Origin of the sequence: Kitasatospora sp. CM 4170 (assembly GCF_032110285.1) — a bacterium.
Classification (GTDB): Bacteria; Actinomycetota; Actinomycetes; order Streptomycetales; family Streptomycetaceae; genus Kitasatospora; species Kitasatospora aburaviensis.
This window is the reverse complement of record NZ_CP134877.1, coordinates 4,473,440-4,493,013: the sequence shown is the minus strand read 5'-3', so window position 1 is coordinate 4,493,013 and position 19,574 is coordinate 4,473,440. Positions and strand designations below refer to the sequence as shown.

General features: G+C 68.7%; 13 protein-coding genes and 1 pseudogene. 3 read left to right on the top strand and 11 right to left on the bottom strand.

Annotation, left to right across the window (positions count from 1 at the left end; genetic code table 11):
• Window positions 1-369 precede the first annotated feature (369 nt).
• From RMN57_RS18960 to RMN57_RS18910, 11 genes and pseudogenes are all read right to left on the bottom strand, one after another.
• Window positions 370-1,356 (bottom strand): hypothetical protein, encoded by a 987-nt coding sequence (locus RMN57_RS18960; RefSeq protein ID WP_313764537.1) that lies wholly within the window; start codon window positions 1,354-1,356, stop codon window positions 370-372.
• The gene (locus RMN57_RS18955; protein WP_313764536.1) at window positions 1,353-5,945 is read right to left on the bottom strand and encodes an AAA domain-containing protein; all 4,593 of its coding nucleotides are present in this window, start codon (window positions 5,943-5,945) and stop codon (window positions 1,353-1,355) included. Before RMN57_RS18955 ends, RMN57_RS18960 begins: the two co-directional genes overlap by 4 nt.
• A gap of 498 nt (window positions 5,946-6,443) precedes the next feature.
• Window positions 6,444-6,998: a peptide deformylase gene (locus RMN57_RS18950; protein ID WP_313764535.1), complete on the bottom strand. Its 555-nt coding sequence runs from the start codon at window positions 6,996-6,998 to the stop codon at window positions 6,444-6,446.
• Between the two features lie 202 nt (window positions 6,999-7,200).
• A complete protein-coding gene (locus RMN57_RS18945) occupies window positions 7,201-8,235 on the bottom strand; it encodes a UDP-N-acetylmuramate dehydrogenase (protein WP_313764534.1) in 1,035 nt (344 codons plus the stop codon).
• 11 nt (window positions 8,236-8,246) lie between these two features.
• Window positions 8,247-9,290, bottom strand: a complete 1,044-nt coding sequence (locus tag RMN57_RS18940) for a serine hydrolase domain-containing protein (RefSeq protein WP_313764533.1) — start codon at window positions 9,288-9,290, stop codon at window positions 8,247-8,249.
• A gap of 2 nt (window positions 9,291-9,292) precedes the next feature.
• The gene (locus RMN57_RS18935; RefSeq protein WP_313764532.1) at window positions 9,293-10,597 is read right to left on the bottom strand and encodes a UDP-N-acetylglucosamine 1-carboxyvinyltransferase; all 1,305 of its coding nucleotides are present in this window, start codon (window positions 10,595-10,597) and stop codon (window positions 9,293-9,295) included.
• A gap of 2 nt (window positions 10,598-10,599) precedes the next feature.
• Window positions 10,600-11,340, bottom strand: coding sequence for a hypothetical protein (locus tag RMN57_RS18930; RefSeq protein WP_313764531.1), 741 nt, complete (start codon window positions 11,338-11,340; stop codon window positions 10,600-10,602).
• A 70-nt stretch (window positions 11,341-11,410) separates the two neighbouring features.
• The gene (locus RMN57_RS18925) at window positions 11,411-11,617 is read right to left on the bottom strand and encodes a hypothetical protein (protein ID WP_313764530.1); all 207 of its coding nucleotides are present in this window, start codon (window positions 11,615-11,617) and stop codon (window positions 11,411-11,413) included.
• 102 nt (window positions 11,618-11,719) lie between these two features.
• Window positions 11,720-12,736, bottom strand: coding sequence for an XRE family transcriptional regulator (locus RMN57_RS18920; RefSeq protein ID WP_313764529.1), 1,017 nt, complete (start codon window positions 12,734-12,736; stop codon window positions 11,720-11,722).
• A 741-nt stretch (window positions 12,737-13,477) separates the two neighbouring features.
• Window positions 13,478-14,716: an IS256 family transposase gene (locus RMN57_RS18915; protein WP_313763505.1), complete on the bottom strand. Its 1,239-nt coding sequence runs from the start codon at window positions 14,714-14,716 to the stop codon at window positions 13,478-13,480.
• A 562-nt stretch (window positions 14,717-15,278) separates the two neighbouring features.
• Window positions 15,279-16,778, bottom strand: a pseudogene (locus RMN57_RS18910) (DnaB-like helicase N-terminal domain-containing protein); the annotation flags it as partial.
• Between the two features lie 268 nt (window positions 16,779-17,046).
• Between RMN57_RS18910 and RMN57_RS18905 the strand changes: the two are divergent.
• From RMN57_RS18905 to RMN57_RS18895, 3 genes are all read left to right on the top strand, one after another.
• Window positions 17,047-17,619, top strand: coding sequence for a helix-turn-helix transcriptional regulator (locus RMN57_RS18905; RefSeq protein ID WP_313764528.1), 573 nt, complete (start codon window positions 17,047-17,049; stop codon window positions 17,617-17,619).
• A 335-nt stretch (window positions 17,620-17,954) separates the two neighbouring features.
• Entirely contained in the window at window positions 17,955-18,254 is a 300-nt protein-coding gene (locus tag RMN57_RS18900) for a helix-turn-helix domain-containing protein (RefSeq protein ID WP_380237385.1), read from the top strand.
• 10 nt (window positions 18,255-18,264) lie between these two features.
• On the top strand, window positions 18,265-19,500 hold the full coding sequence (locus RMN57_RS18895; RefSeq protein WP_313764527.1) for a site-specific integrase: 1,236 nt from the start codon (window positions 18,265-18,267) through the stop codon (window positions 19,498-19,500).
• Window positions 19,501-19,574 lie beyond the last annotated feature (74 nt).

The window sequence follows — 19,574 nt, the reverse complement described above, 5'->3', positions numbered from 1 at the left end:
GGGGCAGTTGCTCACCCGGTGCCGACGAACTGAGACCAAAACTGAGACCACGACACGAAGAAGGCCCCGACCGGGAACCCGGTCGGGGCCTTCAACTGCCTTGTCGGGCAGAGGCGGAGGATACGAGATTCGAACTCGTGAGGGGTTGCCCCCAACACGCTTTCCAAATGTTCGTCCGGCTGTCCGGGGACGGTCGTAGGCGTCCTGACCTGCGGCGGAATGACTCGCCGGTCGGGCGCTGAACGCCCCCGGACGGGGGTGAATGCAACCAGAACTGCAACCAAGCCATAGCCCTCGACCGCGCTTGCGGCGGCCACCTACCAAAGTGGCATGTCGAGATTGCCGACGCGTCCGATTCGGGCCTGCGGGCTATCCAGGATTCGTCGTCGGTTGTGTGGGCCCTGCCCCACTACGCGAACGGCTCGCCCGTCCGTTGGCCGGCGCGGAAGGACGTCGAGGTCGGGCGACGGTTGCTGGGGTTGGGCGGTTCGTCTCGGAGGTGGCCAGAGCCGAAGTGGCCGGCCGGGCGGGTGCGGCCGACGCAGTGGCGGCCAAGTCGTTGAGCGCCGCGTTGACTACCGGCCAGCACATGTCGACCGTGTCGCGGTTGGGCCCGTGTCCGGTTCGTCGTTCCGCCGTCGGATGCACCAGGTTGCGGTAATGCCGCACGAGTTCCGAAGCGAGCTTCGCGTCATGCTCGATCCAACCGTTGTCGTGTGCGAGCTCGACGAGCTCCTTCAGGCCCATGTCCTCCGGTCGCTTTCTCAGCGTCCGAGCAACTGAACGCACCTGGGCGACGTGCACGAGAACCCCCTCCAGGAGACTGCCCAGCATGATCACAGCTGCCGTGTATGCACCGTGCTCGTAACACGTGTGCGCCTCGTCGAGCCTGGTCTGGACCGCCGCTGCCAACGCTGGGTCGCTGATTACCTGCGAGACGGAGACCTGCAGTTCGACCCTGGGCATCCGCACCGACTCGCCGGCGTCGGCCTCGACCGGTACGAGGACCGGCTGTCCCTCCGCGTAGCCGATGCGCCACCCTTCCAGGGCCAGAACCTCGTCGAGTCGAGCGACAGTGGCCTTGTACTCGCGCGGCTGGCCAACGTACTCACGCTGGTCGGCAAGTCGCAGCACTGCCTTCAGGGCATCGCCCTCGCCCTCCTCCTGGCGTTCGCGAAGCAGGTCGAGCGTCCACTGGTGCCGCGATGTGCCATCGGGGTCGGGGACGTCCTCCCACTTCGCGCGCCGCAGGAACTCAGCGATCTCGTAGCCCTTGCGGTACAGCAGTGGTGAATCGTCGCCACAAATCAAATAGGCGATCTCGATGAGGATGCTCTCGTCGAACGACTGGCTCATGTCAGGTCTCCTTGGGCATCATCGGCGGACAGATCTCCGGCATCGGTCGTTTCGTCATCAACGTCCGCGTCCTGCGCCTCGTCGGACAAGGCGACTGGGTTCCAGGTGCTCGCCCCATCAGAGGCAAACTGTTCGAATTCGGCCGCGCCCGGCCGGATATCGAGCGCTGTGAGCTTGCGCCACAGGGGGGCGAGAGCCTGGTCGGTCGCCAGCGCGAACTCGCTGCTGCGCACTCGCCAGAACGTCCAACCCGCACGCCGCAGGTCTCGTTCACGCTCGTAGTCCTCTTGGCGCTTCTTGCTGCTGGCGTGGTGAGGGCTGCCGTCACACTCCACGGCCAGCCGCGCGTTCTCCCCGACCACGACCAGGTCGATGAACTTACCGGCGACCTCCCACTGCGGAAGGACGTGGTACCCGCGCCGCCTGATCTCCAAGAAGACCCTCTGCTCAAACAGGGAGTCGAATGGGGCGCACCTCTCATCGGGAGTGACCGTCGCCAATGTCGGCGGTGCGGGGTGCAGGGCCGGCGGGTTCTGCATGTAGGTGAGCAGGGAGTGCCGCAGATCCTTGCTACTCAGCTGATCTGGGGTCACGGAGGTGAAGAGCCACATCTGATCACGACCCCGGCTCGCCGCGACGTTGAAGCGCCTGCCGTCGTTCAAGCCGGTTAGCGCCCGGACGTGGTCACCGTCCACCACCATGGACAGCAGGATCACGTCCCGCTCGTCCCCCTGGAATTGTTCGGCGGTCCCGACTCGGATGTTGTGCCGCTCACTTGCCTCAGGACCGATCTCCGCGTCGATCAGGTCCTCCAGCAACCGCGTCTGCGCACCGGACCGCAGGACGATGACGCCGATACTCCGCCCCGCGTACGCAGGGTCGCGGATCAGCTCCTGCAGCTTTCCGACCAGGCGTTCAGCCTCGGGCCGGTTGACGAGGCGCTCACGCGTCCCCTCGCAGTAGCCCTCGCGCACATGGACGACTTCCAGGGGCCTCAGCCGGTCGGCGCCATACTGGCGCAGGGGGACCAACTCGTTGTCCGGGTAGAACTGCCGCGAGGACCACTTGATGATCTCCGGCATGCAACGGAAGTGCTCGGTCAACCGGATGACCTCGGGGAAGCGAGCGGACAGCAACTCGTACAGGTTCGATTTCGGGTTGAAACCGTCCCGCTGCCAGTCGGAGAAGCCGGCCAGCCGTTCATCGACCTTCTGGTTGATCTTGTCGTGCTTGTTGCCGGTGTAGAACGGTGCGCACTGCTTGTCATCGCCGACGACGATCACCCGGGGCGCCAACCACAGCAACAGCAGCCCGGACAAGCCGACCTGGCTGGCCTCATCGACGATGACGACGTCGAACGCGTCGGGTTCCGGATCCAGCATCTCGACCACCTGACGCAGTGGCATGACCCACGCGGGCACCGCTCCCCGCGCGTCACGCATCGCGGACCGGGCTGCGGCCAGATGCCGCTTCCCCTGGGCCGTGGCACCTCGTCCGGCATGCGACATCGCAGTGGCGTAGGCGCTCAGCGCCTGCTTCTGCCTAGTGGTCATCCGACTGAGGCAGTGCAGCAGCGCCCGGTCCGCAGCGAGCTGTTCCTTGACGCCCTTGAGCTGTGCCTCGACCTCTGCGAGCTCGCGCTCGAGCTGCGGCTCTCGCCCCGGAGACAGCATGCGGTCCATGAAGCGCTTCGCCAGCTGCCAGGACCACGCCTGGTCAAGCGCGGCGAACCGGCCTTGCCACTGCGGGTCGGTGGGCGACGCGGCGAACGCGCGCCCGAGTTCGGGCAGTCCCTCCTGCAACTGTGTGAGCAGCTCGTATGCCTGCCTGCGGTCGGCCTCCCGCAGGTAGGCAGCTCCCACGGCGTCGATCGCCTGGGCGTACGCGGTTGCGTCACGGTTCGACGCTGCGCGGTGGACCTCGGCCAACTCGGGTACATCGGCGCCGCTCGGGTTGGGAAGCGACTCGATCAAGGAAGCGAGTTCACGTTCCGCCAGCCTGGCTGACAGCACGAGCCGCGCGCGGCCGGCCGTCTGGCGTACCTGGTTCCACTGCTCCGGGGACCGCACCATGAGCCCCTTCACCCCGGCCTTTACCAGAGCGTCGTGCACGGCACGCGCCGCCCCGGTAAACGAGTCCACCGCCTGCAACAGCGTGTAGCGGTCCAACAACTCGGACAGGACCGCCTCGGGGTCGCCCTCGGCTTTGGGTGCGCGGAACACCTGCCACCGCTCTTGGAGCTGCCGCGCGCACTCCCGCAGTTCGAGGTGTACGACCACGGCCTCCACCTCTTCAGCCGTCCGCGGGACACGGCCGTCGACCAGGCAGTTCTCCAGTAGGGGACGAGCCTGCTTGTGGAAGGGCTTCTTAGGCGCCCATCTGCTCGGCTGGCCGTTCGTCCTCAGGTACTGCGCGAACTCGCGGGCAGCCGCCCGCTGGTGCGGCTCTTCGGTCTGCGACACCTGCGGCAGCACGACGTCCATAAGAGGCATGCCGAGCAGTCGGTCCCGTACCTCTGTGGCACGGGCGGAGTGGCGACGCACCCCTTCCCACAGCTGCTGACGCTTGTCAGTCATGCCGTCGACCAGTGCGGTGGTTTGCCAGTGCTCCTGCGACCACGTCTCCGGATCGGCAGGCAGACCCTCCTGCTGGAGCGCTCGCTCAGCGGTGTCGAGGAGCCTGATGACGGTGTCGATCAGTTCCTCTCCTCGATCCGCCATCGTCAGCGCCGCTTCCGAGGGCGCGCTGCCTGACACCTCCAGAGCGGCCTGCAGACTTCGCACGAGTTCCTCGAACCGAGCTGGAGCAGGCATGGATTCGGGGGCAGGACACAGGAAGGCATGCGAAGTGAGCACCTCGAACCCGTGACGCTCCACAAGTCCAAGGAGGCGCTGGGCTTCTTCGGCCGTGATCGGCGGACGAGCAGACGCAGCTGCTGGCAGCTCGGGAAGCCACTCGTAGGACGCAGCCCGCCCGGAGACCAGTTCGACGATCTCTGCGAGCCGTCCGGAGTACCCCGGCGCCACGGCGGACTCGGGGTGCTCAACCCACTCGGCCTCCCGCAGATCACGCAGGTCCTCACGCAGTTCGGCCTGTAGTTTCTCCAGGTCCGACCGGTCCTGCTGGTGCCCCTCGATGCTTTCGGCGAGCTGATCGGTTGTCACCGAGGCACTGAGATGGGACAGGGACCGGACGGACTGCCCAAGTTCGTCGCCGCCCTCGTATCTGAAGTCTCCCTGCAAAACACAGAGTTGGCGTAGCTTCTGCGGGATCTTGTCGCGCAGGACCTTCAGCGCCTGTGCCTTCTCGCTGGTCACCAGGACCCGCTTGCCGTCGGCCAGAAGCGCCGAGATCAGGTTGGCGATGGTGTGGGTCTTGCCGGTTCCGGGCGGTCCTTGGACCACGACACCAGTGTCCTTCTGGAGCCTGCTCAGCACTTCGCGCTGTGCTCGGTTGACCGGGAGCGGGAACAGCGGATCCGGTCCGAGCGCGGGCTCGAAACCTCCTGCCCCTCCAGCCGCCCAGCTCGTTCGGTCCTCAGGCTCGATCTGGAACAGCAGTTGCGCGAGCCCGAGCGGGCTCACGGCGCCCGGTTGAGCCAAGCGGCGGGCGATGCCGTCGTAGAAGGTGACCAGCGCCCCCTGGCCACGCTCGCGCAGAACGATCGCCGGCGTGAACGAGACGCTGGGCTCGGCGGGGGAAGTCTCGTCCGGGCGGCTCCAGGAATCGTCGAAGCGTGCCGCGTGCTCCATGCCGAAAGCCCGCTCGCACCAGGAACGCAGCACCTCCAGGGCATCCGTGGACAGAGGGTGGAAGGTGTCTTCCTCGACCCGGGACCGCAGCGCGTTCAGCAACTGTGCGGTGTAGCCGTGGGTCTCGTCCAGGAAGTCCCCGTCCTCCAGCCTCGGGCTGTCGCCGTCCGACAGCGAGACGGTGATGTGAACCGTCGCCGGGTCCACAGCCAGCACCAAGGGGACCGTCAAAACGTGCCTGCACACCCGCTCTCTCTTGCTCCCGCGGTCCAAGGACAACAGTCCGGTACTCAGGACTGCCTCGAAGACCTCTCCCTCCCGCTGGATCTGGGTCGCCATGCGGTAGAGGCGGCGGTGTAGCTGGCGGTACGGCTCTTCGGCCTGCTCGCACTGTGCCCAGCGCTTCCACTCGGGAAGCCAGCGGCTGTAGGCGTTCAGCACGTCCAGGGCGTCGGCCCTGGCGATCTCGTCCGTCTCGTAGGTGTTGCCGTCCTCGTCCTCCGCATAGCCGCGGCCGGGTCCTACCTCAGCCAGAAGCGGGTCTCCGGTTGTCGCGGAGGCCACGTCCTGTGGCTCGATCCAACCTTGCAGCACGTCGGGAACCGTCGGCGCGGGTCGTACGGGATAGTGCTTGACCTTGAACAGCACCCCGCTGGTTGCCAGCTTCGAGGGAACGAGCTCGTCGGGGCATTCGGCAAGCCAGAGTACCTGCTTGTATTTCGAACAGTCACGCACTGGCTTGTAGGAACTGCGCACGAACTCCCGTAGGAACTCGACCAGGTCACGAGTGTGCCTGACAACCTGCGGATCATCCGCGCGCAGCGCTGGCTGCTTCAAGGCCTACCCCTCCAACTATCGCCTGTAGAAAGCCTTTCAGGATCCGTGGAAGCGAGTCGTAGGGCAAACATCGTCGGCTGTCAGCAGATGCATCTAGCCATGATCGCCATCATGGGGCCATCAGGTATCAGGCCACCCTCACCTTTGGTAGCTTCCTGGCCACGCTCAGGTGCTTGGGGAAACGTCGGCCAGTTCAAGCGCGGCCTGCTGGCTTGAGCAGTATCCAACTCACCTTTGTTGTCTGAATATCGCCCAAGGAGGGCGCCTGCCGCCGGAAAGCACACAGCATCACGCCAGAACCTGGCGGCCCTGTCCGATCTGGCGAATACCGGAGTCCCAGTCGGGCGACCGCTGGTCGATTCCGCCGGCGAGACCTGGCGGGGTCGCGGGCCACAGTTGCGGCGCGTTCCGAGGTTGGAGGGCGACCAGCGGCCCGAACTCGCCCCCGTCCTGGAGGGGTCTCCAGCGCGTTCGATGCGGCCAGCGCCATTTCGCTGATTAGTACGCCCAGGCCGAGCCCGTGCCCCGGTACTCCTCGACCGGGATCGGGTGGACGTCGGGGCGCATGCGAGCGGTGTAGAGCAGGCCGTCGAGGTGGTCGATCTCGTGGGCGATGAGGCGGGCGAGGCCGAATTCGTAGGTGACTGTGGTGATGGCGCCGTCGAGGCTTGTCGCGGTGACGCTCATGCGGAGGGGGCGGGGGACCACGCCGCGGACGTCGAAGAAGCTGAGGCATCCCTCGTACTTCTCGTCGGTCTCGTCGGAGACGGCCGTGATAGTCGGGTTGAGCAGGATGATCGGCTCGGCGCCGGCGGTCGGGGGGAGGACGAGGGCGGCGGCGCGGGGGATGCCGATCTGCGGGGCGGCGAGGCCCATGCCCTTGGCGAAGGAGTGGACGCGGCCGATGCGATCGACGGCGGCGAACAGCTCGTCGATCACGGTCTGGGCGGCGGCGCGTTCGGCCGGGAGACCGAAGGGTTCGGCGGGCTGGCTGAGGATGGGGATGCCCTGTTGGACGACGCCGAGGGACTGCATCTGCTGGTTGGGCCGCACCTCGATTACTTGATCTCCTTTAGTCTGCTGCGGGTCGTTGGCGGTGGCGCGGAAGCGTCATTTGAGGCGGAAACGGGCATGTAACGGTGGGTCGTCGGTGCCCCGAGCGAAGTGCCAGTGCCCGCCGTCGTCTTGGCTGCTGATGGCGGTGCGGAGGTGTACGGTCTCGGCGGTCATGGAGGTCTTGGTTCCGCACGACTCCTTACGCCCAGGCGCCAACCAACGTCGGCTCGGGCCGAAGCTTGATTCCGGTTGCGATCTCGACCTGCGCCGAGAGCTCGGTGAGGGCCTGGGCGAAGTCCGTCGCGGTCGCTCTGTCATGGGCGGTGAGGGTGAGAGTGCGGCGTTCCGAGCAGCGGATGCCGTCTGCGATCTTGTAGCCGGGGCGGTAACCAATGTGCTCCAGTAGCCAGCCTGCGCTGGCCCGCAGTTGCCCGTCGCTGTCGGTGTGGACCGGGCAGCCAGCAGTCGACCATCGGGCGGCCTGGGCAGCGGTGACGGGTGGGTTGAGGAAGACCGATCCGGCCTGGCGGGCATCGGGACCGTGGGGGTCGAGGAGGAGTCCGCGGCGGTGGCGGTTGGCGAGAACGGCGGACGTCACCTCGGCGACGGGCGGGCGGGTGCCGATGGAGACGCCGAGTTCGTCCGCGAGCGGCTGGTAGGTGACGGGGGCGGCCGGTGAGCGGGTGAGGTGGAACGTTGCGGTGAGGATGGTCCAGCGGCCGGGGTCGTTCTTGAAGCGGCTGTTGCGGTGGCGCAGGCGGCATGCCTGGGCGGGCAGGGTCCGCAGTCGGCCCATGTCCCAGTCCCATGCGGTGAGGTGGTCGAGGGTGTCGGAGACCTGCTGGCCGTAGGCTCCGGCGTTCTGGACGGGGGCGGCGCCGACAGTGCCGGGTATGCCGGCCAGGCACTCGATCCCGGCAAGGTGTTCGGCTGCGGCCCACTGGACGAGGTCGGCGAGCGGGTGGCCGGCCTGGACGGTCGCGGCCACCGTGTCGTCGTCCACCCGCTTCACGGTGATGCCCCGGGTGTTCATCACGGCGACGGTGCCCTCGTGGCCGGTGTCGGAGGCGATGACGTTGCTGCCGTGGCCGAGGGTGAGGGGTGCGTCCTCCTGCCGGTCGCCGATCGTCCGGACCAGTTCGAACCAGTCGTCGGGGTCGGCGACCTGCAGGACGCCGCTGGCCGGGCCACCGAGCCGCAGGGTGGTGAGGGACGCGAGCGTGGTGCTGGGCACGGTAGGCCCTCCTAGGGTTCGTCGGTGATCGCCTTGAGGGCGAGGGTCCGCAACGGGGCGAGGCGGGTGCGGTTGTCCTGGTGGTGGTAGACGGCGTTGGTACAGATGGCCAGGTAGCGGCCGGTGGTCGGGGCGAGGTAGAGGCTGGTTCCGGTGAAGCCGTGGTGGTAGGCGACCCTGCCCTCGTCGGCGAGGATCCAGGCCAGGCCACGGTCGAGGCCCGGCTCGATCTCGGCCTGCCGCTGCATGCTGCACGCGAGCCAGCGGCCCATGGGCCCATCGATGGCGTGCGAGGACAGCAGATGGGTGGCGAAGGTGGCGAGGTCGGCTGGGGTGGTGAACACCCCGGCGTGGCCGGCGACTCCGCCGAGCAGGGCAGCGTTGTCGTCGTGCGGCATCCCCCACAGCCGGGGCCCGCCGGTCAGCCGCTGCTCGGTCGGGGCGACCTGAGCGGAGCGGGGCACCGGTCCGTAGGTCGTGCTGGTCATTCCGAGGTCCTGCCAGAGCTCGGTTGCGAGTTCGTCCAGGCGCCGGCAGCGGTAGTGGGCCAGGGCCAGGCCGAGGAGGATGAATCCGCGGTTGATGTAGCGGTGACCGGCTCCGGGGTCGGCGATCAGCGGCTCTCCGCAGATCAGTTCGGCCAGCGGTTCGGGGCGGTTGCGGTATTGGTCGAGGCGGGTGTCGGCCCGCAGGCCGGAGGTGTGGGCCAGGACCTGGCGAACGGTCACCTGGCTGGCGGGAGCCTCGGCCGGGACGCCGGTCAGCAGTTCGCGGAGTGGGGTGTCCAGGGTGAAGCCGTCCATGAGGGAGGTACCGACCAGCGGCCAGGTGGCCAGGACCTTGGTCAGCGAGGCCACGTCGTACACCGTGTCCGGCCCCGGCCGGACGTCGCCGCACTCGGGGGCGACGACGCCGGAGGCCAGGTAGCCGGGCTCGCTGTCGAAGGTGCCGTGGGCGATGACTCCGCCGGGCACGGTGCCGTCAGCGGTCATCAGGTCCAGGCACTCGCGCAGGTCGGCGAGCGCGTTCGGCTTCCACGGCACGGTGTTGGTCACGGCTACTCCTGGTCGATCGTCAGGTCGGCACCGAGCGCGGCCAACTTCGGCAGCAGGCTGCCGTATCCGCGCCGCAGGTGATACATCCCTCGGATCGTAGAGGTGCCTTCGGCGGCCAGGGCGGCGATCACGAGAGCGGTTACCGCCCGGATGTCCTCCCCGGCCACGCCGGCGCCGGTGAGGGCGGAGCGGCCCCGGACGGTGATGACCGAGCCGGTCGCGTTGACGGCGGCGCCGAACGCGGCCAAGGCCGACAGGTGGGTGTCGCGCTGGGTGTAGATCCGCTCGTCGATGCGGGAGGTGCCCTCGGCCTGGGTGAGGAAGGCGGTCAGCTGTGGCTGCACGTCGGTCGGGAAGCCGGGGTGCGGGCCGGTGGCCATCTGTACCGGCCGAGGCCCGGCCGGGGTACTGACGGCCGTGCCGCCGTCCAGCGGGTCGAGCTGGATTCCGGCGTCGGCGAACACCGACACCAGCCCGTCCGGGAACGCGGCCGGCGGGAAGCCGTCCAGGTGGACGGTGCCGCCGGTGATGGCGGCGGCCAGCGCGAGGGTGGCGGCCTCCAGCCGGTCCGGCGGAACGTTGAACACCCCGCCCCGGATGCGGTCGGTGCCGGTGACGTTCAGGGCCGTCCTGCCCCGCCACTCGATGCCGACGCCGGCCTGCGAGAGCAGGGCGGCGGTGTGGGTGACCTCGGGCTCCACACTGGGGTTGAGGATCGCGGAGGTGCCCGGGGTGCGGGCGGCCAGCAGCATCGCGGTGACCGTCGCACCCAGGCTCGGCCCCCAGGAGCGGGTCTCGGCGTCGGTGATGAACGGCAGCCGCTTGCCGGTGAAGCGGGCCCGCACCCGGCCCCGGCTCACCTCGACCTCGGCCCCGGCGGCTTCCATCGCGGCCAGGTGCCGGTCGATGTAGCGGGCGCAGAAGGCGTCCCCGCCGGGGGTGGGGAAGGTGACCTTGCCGGCGCGGGCCAGCAGGGCGCCGCCCATCACTGCGGTGGTGCGGATGCGCCGTCCGAGGTCGTCCGGGATGACGGGGAAGTAGGAGTCGGCCGGTCGGGTGGCGAACTCGTCTCCGGTCACGGTGGCGCGGGTGCCGGTGCGGTGCAGGATGTCGGCGACGACCAGGGTGTCCAGGATCTCGGGCGCACCGACCAGGGTGAGCGGGTCGTCGGAGAGGATCGCGGCGGCGTACAGGTGCAGGGCGATGTTCTTGCTGCCCTGGACGGTGGCGGTGCCGGCCAGGCGGCGGCCTCCGGTGATCCGTACGGCCCGCTGGTCGGTCGTCGTGGTGGTGTCGGTGGTGGGCATGGTCACCTTCCCTGGCTTCCGGCGGGGAAGAAGCCCCCGACCTGGGTCTTCGGGTAGAGCAGGGTGTGCGCGCCGATCAGGGTGGCGGGCTGGAGCACGGTGCCGGCGGGAACGATCACGCCGTCGCCGATCACCGCGCCGAACTTCGTCTGGCCGGTGGCGATTCGCCGGCCGTCGAGGTGAGCGCAGACCTCTTCGGTGGCCGGTTCGGTGACTGGCCCGGAGGTGACCCGCAGGCCGGTGGTGGACACGAACGCACCGATGTTGACGCCGAGGCCGAGCACGGAGTCCCCGACGAAACTGGTGTGCTTCATGAAGACGCCACCGGTCAGCAAGGAGCGGGTGACCTCGGCTCCGAAGCCGATCTGGCAGCCGGGGCCGACGACGGTGTTGTCGCGCACCCGGGCGCCGGCCTCGATCACCGCGCCGGGGCAGACCAGCACCGGGCCGGTGACGAACGCGCCTTCGGCGATGACGGCCCCGGGCGCCACGATCACGTGGCCCCGAACGGTGGCGCCGGGCTCGATGGCTCCGGTGGCCTCCGGCAGCGGGATGTCCAGGTTGCCGGCCAGCAGGTCGGTGATGGCCTTCTTGATGCCGAAAACGGTCGGGCAGCAGTTCAGCAGCTCCAGCACGACCGGGTCGGTGACGTGCTCGATGTCGAAGTAGTACGCGGGGGTGGTGCGGTAGTCGATGCGCTCCAACTCGGTGTGCAGCGCGGGCGCGTCGGTCAGCCGGTGCATGGCTGGGTCTCCTCTCGGGCGAGCGAGTGCAAGAAGGAGGACGGGGTCGGCGCGGCGGCCCCTGGGGGCCTCAGGAGGCAGGTACGTCGGGCGCGGTCGCCGCGCTCTGGGGGCTGGCCTCGGCCGGGTGGTGGTGAACAGCCAGGCCGAGGAGGGTGAGCACGGGCAGGTGCAGGGCGGCCCAGGAGGCGGTGAGGAAGGTGCCGAGCCGGTCGCGGTCCGCCGGGGCGGCGTGGCGCCGGCTGGTGGTCGGCGGGGACGTGCTGGGCGTTGGCATGAGCGGGCCTTCAGCAGCGGGGAGGGGTGGACGCTCCCCAGTGAACTGCTGGGCGAAAGGCCGGATCCGTAGCCGGACTACGGCCCGTAGTCCGGCTACGGGTCAGATGATTTGCACGCCCGCGCGGGTGGCGAAGTCCCGGACTCCGGGCAGCTTGCGGTCGTGCCGCAGCAGGGTGCTGGCGAGGTCGCGGACGGCACCCCGGCGGACTTCCTGCGGGGCTGCTTCCTCGGCGGCCAACAGAGCCCGGTAGCACTGTTCGGGCTTGCCCCACTGGTCGAACGCGCGGGCCACGTCGGTGAAGAAGCGCGCTTGACGTTCGGCGGTCGGCAGCGCGGTGGGGTTGATCGTGGAGGCCAGTTCGATCGCCCGGCCGGCGTCGCCGAGTTCGTAGTGCACCGACAACTCGTGCAGGGCGATGCCCTGGACGCCGTCCATCAGGCCGGAGGCCCGGCTGGCGGCTGCGGCGCTGTCGGCGGCCTCCCGGATTAGCGAGTGCGAGTAGGCCCGGTCTCCGGTCTTTGCGGCGGTGTAGGCCGCGGTGGCGTACAGATCACCACGGGCGGCCAGTCGGGCGGACTCGGGCACCGTGGTGTCGACGAGGAGGTCTTCGGCGGCGACGACCACGATGTCGGTTGCTCGGGCCAGGCTGCCCTGCCGGCGCCAGGCGCTGGACACCATCCGCTGTGCCTCGGCGACCACCAGCGGGTCGCCGCCGTCCCGGGCGGCGGTGAGCGCGCGGTCGGCGGTGATGGCCACCAGGTTGTTGTCGCCGATCTTGATGCACAGCCGGACCGCGAGGTTGTAGAGCTGGGCGACGTTCAGGGCCCGCTCCTCGGTGCTACCGACCATTTGGGCGGCGGCGATCCGGCTCGGCAGGGCCTCGGCGAGCGCGTCGTACTGTGCTGCCTTGAACTCGCGATGAGACGTCAGGAGAGAAGCGGTGACGGACTCGTGGGTCGGCTCGCTGCGGGGTGCCGGAACCCGTCCCGTCCCGTAGAGCAGCAGGTCCTCCAGACCGGCCAGCGGTGAGGTCGTCTCGGCGTGCGCGGCCTGCTGGCCTGCGACCGGGGTGAACAGGGCGGCAGCCGCCAGGGTCAGGAACGGGCGGCGTCGCACATCGTCCTCCTCGGCAGCGGAACTGCTCGTCAGCGTAACGGAGGTGGACTTGCGAGGGCGGGACCTTGGCCGCTCGGAGGCCGGTTGCGGTAAGGCCATCAGCTCGTTGAGCTCGCAGCGCAGTACCTGCGCGAGGCGCCGGAGCAGGGTCAGGTCTTTCACCCGCTGCAAGTCCCGTTCGACCAGCGACATCCAGACCTCGCTGCGGTCGAGCTCAGCAGCGAGACGAAGCTGAGTCCACTCCATCTCGGCGCGACGGAGCGCGATGAACTTGCCGAACGTGATGCCACTGCCCCTCACGCTGGCCCCCATGCCGTGTTGAAGCCGCTACGGATTGCTACCGTACCGGTGGTCGGGGGCCACGGTGTGGGGCTTTCAGTACCGTGCCAGCGTTCACAGCACTGTCCGGCGGGCTTGGGTCGGGCTGCGCGTTGCTGGTCCCTAAAGATCTTGCCCTGAAGGTTATTCGCGTTGTCCTCGCACCCCTGGGCGAGAGCAACTCCATCCGCTGCGAGGTGCAGGCGAGGTAAGGACTCCTTGCCTCACAACTTGCTCCGCCGTGGCGGTGCCGGGGGTAAGCATCGCTTATCCCACAACTTGCTCCGGCTACCGGCGGTCTGAGTCAGGATTCGGATCAAGGCGATCTCTTGTTGCTGGGTCTACCTGGTTACAGCGGGCGGCGGCTTGGGTCACGTCCGCTGGAGTGGTGTATCGACGGCCACTCGGTGATCCGATTTCAGGCTATGCGGTGAGTGCGGTCGGGATGGTCTCGTCGGGGGTTTCTCCCTCGATCGGGTGGAGGCGGCAGCGGCCGAGGATCTCGGAGCCGATGTAGCGGCGCTGTTCGGCCCATTCGTCGCTCTGCTCGGCCAGGACCGCGCCGATCAGGCGGATGACCGAGCTGCGGTCGGGGAAGATCCCGACGACGTCGGTGCGGCGCCGGATCTCCTTGTTCAGTCGCTCCTGCGGGTTGTTCGACCAGATCGACTTCCAGACCGTCCGGGGGAAGACGGCGAAGGCGAGCAGGTCCTCGCGGGCGGCCTCCAAGTGCTCTGCGGCTTTGGGGAACTTCTCGTCCAGTGCGGCGATCACCGACGCCATCTGTTGCCGGACGGCCTTCGCGTCGGGCTGTTCGAACACCGTCCGCAGCAGGGTGGCGACCCAGGGCTGGGCGGACTTCGGGACCTGCGAGAGCAAATTGCGCGCGTAGTGCGTTCGACACCTCTGCCACGACGCGCCGGGCAGCGTCGCGCCGACCGCGTTGACCAGGCCGGTGTGGGCGTCGGAGACCACCAGCTTGACGCCGGTCAGCCCACGGGCGACCAGGGAGCGCAGGAAGGCGAGCCAGCCGGCGCCGTCTTCCGTGGTGGCGACGTCCAGGCCGAGGACTTCGCGTTGGCCCTCGTTGTTGACGCCGACCGCAACCAGGCAGTGGACGTTGACGACGCGGCCGCCCTCACGGACCTTCTGGGTGAGCGCGTCGACCCAGACGAACGTGTAGGGGCCCTGGTCAAGCGGTCGGTTACGGAACTCGGCGACGCGCTCGTCCAAGTGCTTGGCCATCTCGGAGACTTGCGACTTCGACAGCTGGGTGACGCCGAGGCTCTCGGCGAGCTTCTCGACCCTGCGCGTGCTGACGCCGAGGAGGTAGCAGGTGGCGACGACGCTGATCAGGGCCTGTTCGGCCCGCCGTCGGCGCTCCAGCAGCCAGCTCGGGAAGTAGGTGCCGGAGCGGACCCTGGGGATCGCCAGGTCGATCGTGCCGACCCTCGTGTCCCAGTGCCGATTGCGGTATCCGTTGCGGGAGTTGACTCGGTCCTCGCTCGGTCGGCCGTACTCGCCGCCGCAGGCCCGGTCGATGTCGGCGGACATCATCGCCTCGGCGAAGGTCTTCACCATCGCGCGCAACAAGTCGGGACTCGCCGAGGCCAGGTTCTCCTCCAACAGGGCGGCGAACGGCAGACTGTCGGGTGCGGTCATCGTGTTGGTCTCCTCTTCGTGACGTCAGACATCTCGAAGGATCAACCGGTGGCCGTCTTACGTTTCAGGTGACACCCGCTACCGGGACGAAACCCCCGGAACGGGTGGAACCCGTACACCACTTCCCTGGACGCAACCGCGGCTTGGAGTCTCCTCGATGGTGGGGCGTACACGCGAGCCCCCTTCTAAAGGGGGGCTCGCGCGTGAACGCTGGGTCGCGTGGACGGCGTGTACGCCTCCGTGATCGCTCTACCTGCGGTTTCTTTGCTCCGCGTGGACGGTGTGAACGGCTCTCGCTGGGCCCTTCGCGGGAGGGGCGCGTGTACGGCCCCGTGAACGATCCGCGCCCGGCTGTCGGTGCCTGGTTGGGCTGGTGATCCGCCCACTGACCGGCCGCCCGGTGGTCTTGGTGGGTGCCGTCCGTAGGTCGTTCGACGGGCCGGTCAGCTGGTCAGCGGGCTGCTGGCCTGCGTGGCACTCCGGTCAGTTCGGCCGGTTGGAGTGACCGGCTGACCGGAACTCCGGTCACTGGGGTCGGTCAGTCCGGTCACCGTGGTGGCGGTTACGAGACGGCGGTGATGTGCCGGGCGGAGGGGCGGTAGCGGGCCTGCTGGCCGCCTCCGGCGCCTCCGGTGGTGCCGTCCGTCTTGACCGCGAGTCCGGTCTTGACGAGGCGGTCGAGGTGGCGGCGGGCCTTCTCGATGTCGGCGCGGTCGGGATTGGCTTCGCCGGTCAGGGCGGTCGCGAGGTCGCGGGTGGTCAGGCCGTCCGGGGCGGCGCGCAGGAGCGTGACCGGGTCGAGGGTGGGTTCGACGTAGGTGGTGCCGCGCTGGTGGTCGTGGATGACCGGCAGCGGTCCGATCTCGCCGGTCACGGTCTTGAGGTGGTGGATGGTGACCGCCGGGTCGCCGGCCTCTCCGGCGATGAACAGGACGCTGCCCGCTCCGGCGGTCAGCCACGTCGAGCCGTACACCCGGTCCAGGGTGGGGCGCATTCCTCGCGGGGCGTCGGCTGCGGCCTTGCGCTGGTGATGGAGCTCCATGATCTGGACGCCTGCGCGCAGGGCGCGCATGCGGGCGTTGTTGAAGGCGACGGCCAGGGAGTCGTCCACGAGGGTGCTGACGGCGTCCTTGAGGCTGTCGATGACGATGGTGTCGGCGCGGTGGGCGGCGGCGAGTTCGGCGAGGAGGTCGGGTTCCTTGTCGAGGGTGGCGGGGAGCGGGCCCTGCCACACGGCGAGTCGGTCGCGCAGGTGGGCTTCGTCGGCGGGGGTGATGCGGCGGGCCATGGCTCGGGCGATCTGCTGGGGGCGGTCCATGGCGAGGTAGAGGACGCGTTCTCCCTCAGCGACGGGCAGGTCGAGGACGGTGGCTTGCAGGCCGAGGCGGGCGAGGACGACCTGGTGGGCGAGGGTGGTCTTGCCGACGCCGGGTGCGCCGACGATCATCAGACTTTCGCCGGAGGCCCAGGCGGTCTGTTCGCGGGTCCCCCAGAGGGGTTCCTTGTCCGCGCCGGTCGTGGTGACGAAGTCCCAGCCGTTAACGATGTAGCGGGACAGGCGGCTGCTGCCAGAGGCCAGAGCGCGCTCGCGTTCGTCACGGATCTCTGTCTCGACGGCCGTGCGGATCTCGTCCGGGTCGGCACCCGGGGTCAGCGCCTGGTGGACGGTCCGAAGACCGGTGGCATGCAGAGTCCGCAGTTGGGCGTCGCGGCGCACGATCTGCGCGTAGTAGTCGGCGTTGTCCGTCGAGGGCGGCGCGACGGCGACCAGCGTGTGGAGGTAGGACGAGCCCCCGACGCGGGAGAGATCCCCCATGCCTTGCAGGTGATCCGCGAGGGCGATGGGGTCGGTGGGCGCGTCCTCGGCGCGCAGGGCCAGGATCGCGCGCCAGATGGTCTCGTGGGCGGGCCGGTAGAAGTCGCCCGCGTCCAGCGTGCCCCGGACCTGATCCACCGCTTGGTGCTTCAGCATGCACGCGCCGAGGACCGCCTGTTCGGCATCGATGTTGTGCGGCGGTTCCCCAAAGGTGGTGTCGACGGGCGTGGGGCAGGGCTCCGACGTGCGGCGGTCCCGTCGCCGGTCGTGGGCTGACGGGCCGGGCGACGGGGCCGTAGGCTTGTCCACAGCGGTGTCCTCACTCGGAGGATTCGGGCGGCTACCCGGTTCCTCCGTTGTCGACTGTTCCAGGGATGGGCGGTTTCGAGGTGTCTGCTGTGGCCCCCGGTGTTCGTAGCACTGGGGGCCTTTCTCGTCGCGGTGCCGGGTGGCTGGCCCGGCTGGCCGATGCGGTTCGGCTCAGTTGCGTTTCATCTTGCATCACGTTAACGTCGTGCTCGACGCATTGCAAATGGGCTTATCGACGATGCATGGAGGGTTGACTGTGGCTGACGAAGACCGGCGACAACGGCTGGAAGGGGAGGAGAACGTCGCCCGGCGCATCAAGATGGAGCGCGAGGCGCGAGGGTGGAGTACCGCCACGCTCGCCGAGCGCCTGACCGAGGCCGGCTACCCGCTCAACCAGTCGGCGGTGTGGCGCATCGAGAGCGGCGAGCCACGTCGCAGGGTCAACCTGGACGAGGCCATCGGCTTCGCCAGGGTTTTCGACATCTCCCTGGATAACCTGGTCGGACCACCCGAGATCGCCGCGAACGCCCACGTGAAACGGCTGCTGGCCGACTTTGCCGAGAGCTGGCAGAAGTCCGTTGTCGCCCGCAAGGACATGGACCGAGCCCGTGAGGCGCTCGACGCCTATGGACGCGCCCACCCGAATCTCGAAGAGCTCATCAGTGCGATGATCACCCGAGTCGTGGCGGACGCGGCCGGTGACGACTACCGCTCGCCGAACTTCCCGTCCGGCTCGCCCGAGGCGGAGGGTCTTGCCGACCCAGGAGCCGAGGCATAGCCAGAGCATCTGAGGGCGGGCCCCGGCTGCCAGAGGGCACCTGTTGCACTCCGCTGGTTCCGCACATCAGTCCCGTCGCCGATCCGATGATGACCGGCATCATGCCGGGCGTCCGGCGGTTTGGTGCGGCCGGAATCTGCGGCTAACGTCCCGTCCCGCCGGTCCGACCACGGGCTTCGCCAGCCCGTGAACCCTCGACCAGCCATGTCCTCCGCAGCCCCTCGGCGCTACGAACGCCGGGGGTCGCCACACGGACCCGAACCACCCAATCGCCCATCCCTGGAACATCGACAACGGTGGCGCATAGCCGAAAGCGCCGCCGGGATAGGACACCCGTGTCCGAAACGTCTTTCGAGCTCTCCCGAGTGGCCCACGCCCTCGGCACCACCGAGCACGTGCTCCTCCGCCTGATCGCTGATCAGGACGGCGCTGCGGCCGACCTCACACTGGTCGCGCTCACTGTCGAGGAAGCTGCCCGCCGACTCGGTATCGGGCGCACAAAGATGTACGAGTTCGTCGTCTCCGGTGAGATCCCCTCGGTGAAGATCGGAAGCCTCCGCCGGATACCTGCCGAGGCGGTGGGAGCGTTCCTCGCCAACCGCCTCCGCTCCGCCGGCTTCGACCTTGCAGCCTGAGGGAGCGGACATGGCGAGCTCCCGTCAGCCCAACGGTGCCTCATCCATCCACCAGGCCAAGGACGGTCGTTGGCACGGCTACGTCACAGTCGGCGTCAAGGACGACGGTCGTCCTGATCGCCGTCACGTCACTCGCAAGACCCGAGCCGACGTCACCAAGGCGGTCCGTGAGTTGGAGCGGCAGCGCGACTCCGGCGCGGTGCACAAGGCCGGTCAGACCTGGACGGTCAAGACCTGGCTCACCCACTGGGTCGAGAACATCGCCGCTCTGCATGTCTCCGAGAACACCATCGACGGCTACCGCGTGGCCGTGAACTACCACCTCATTCCCGGCCTGGGTGCTCACCGCCTGGAGAAGTTGGAGCCGGAGCACCTGGAGCGCTTCTACAAGAAGATGCGGGACAACGGCAGCGCCGCCGGCACTGCGCACCAGGTCCACCGCACGGTGCGCGCGGCGCTCAATGAGGCGAAGCGACGTCGGCACATCACAGAGAACCCGGCGACGGTTGCCAAGGCCCCGCGGCTGGAGGAAGAGGAAGTCGAGCCGTACTCGGTCGAGGAGGTGCAGCGGCTTCTCCTCGAAGCGGAGCGCCAGCGGAACGCCGCCCGTTGGGTGATCGCCTTGGCCCTCGGCCTGCGGCAGGGGGAGGTGCTGGGCCTGCAATGGACCGACGTCGACTTCGAAGCCAGTGTCATCCGCGTGCGGCGCGGACGGCTGCGGCCCCGGTACCAACACGGCTGCGGTGACCGCTGTGGGCGTAAGCCGGGCTACTGCCCGCAGAAGATCAGCATCCGTCGCGAGACCAAGGACACCAAGTCCCGGGCGGGTAGGCGCCCTATCGGTGTCCCCGACGAGTTGATGACGCAGCTTGCGCGGCACAAGGTCGAGCAGGACAGCGAGCGGCGGCTTGCCCGCGACCTGTGGGAGGAGAAGGGGTACGTCTTCACCTCTCCGACTGGCCAGCCGCTGAACCCCAACACCGATTACCACCGGTGGAAAGACCTCCTGAAGGCGGCGAACGTCCGCGATGGGCGGCTTCACGATGCCCGGCACACCGCCGCGACCGTCCTGCTGATCCTGGGCGTCCCCGACGCGGTCGTTGACGCGATCATGGGTTGGGAGCCGGGCAAGTCCGCTCGGATGCGCCGGCGGTATCAGCACCTGACGGGTCCCGTCCTCAGAGTAACCGCCGACAAGATTGGCGGCTTGCTCTGGCCCGTGCCCGACGAGCCGCCCGCCGCCTGATCAAAGGAGGGGCCCGTCAACGAGCTTGTCGCCAGTTGAAAACGGGCCCCTTCAGCCAGCTGTCCGGGGCAGCG

What these genes read in the sequence shown, in the direction of transcription:
- RMN57_RS18960 (WP_313764537.1), bottom strand. Translation starts at nt 1,356, where the DNA reads ATGAGCCAGTCGTTCGACGAGAGCATCCTCATCGAGATCGCCTATTTG.
- RMN57_RS18935 (WP_313764532.1), bottom strand. Translation starts at nt 10,597, where the DNA reads ATGCCCACCACCGACACCACCACGACGACCGACCAGCGGGCCGTACGG.
- RMN57_RS18930 (WP_313764531.1), bottom strand. Translation starts at nt 11,340, where the DNA reads ATGCACCGGCTGACCGACGCGCCCGCGCTGCACACCGAGTTGGAGCGC.
- RMN57_RS18925 (WP_313764530.1), bottom strand. Translation starts at nt 11,617, where the DNA reads ATGCCAACGCCCAGCACGTCCCCGCCGACCACCAGCCGGCGCCACGCC.
- RMN57_RS18915 (WP_313763505.1), bottom strand. Translation starts at nt 14,716, where the DNA reads ATGACCGCACCCGACAGTCTGCCGTTCGCCGCCCTGTTGGAGGAGAAC.
- RMN57_RS18895 (WP_313764527.1), top strand. Translation starts at nt 18,265, where the DNA reads ATGGCGAGCTCCCGTCAGCCCAACGGTGCCTCATCCATCCACCAGGCC.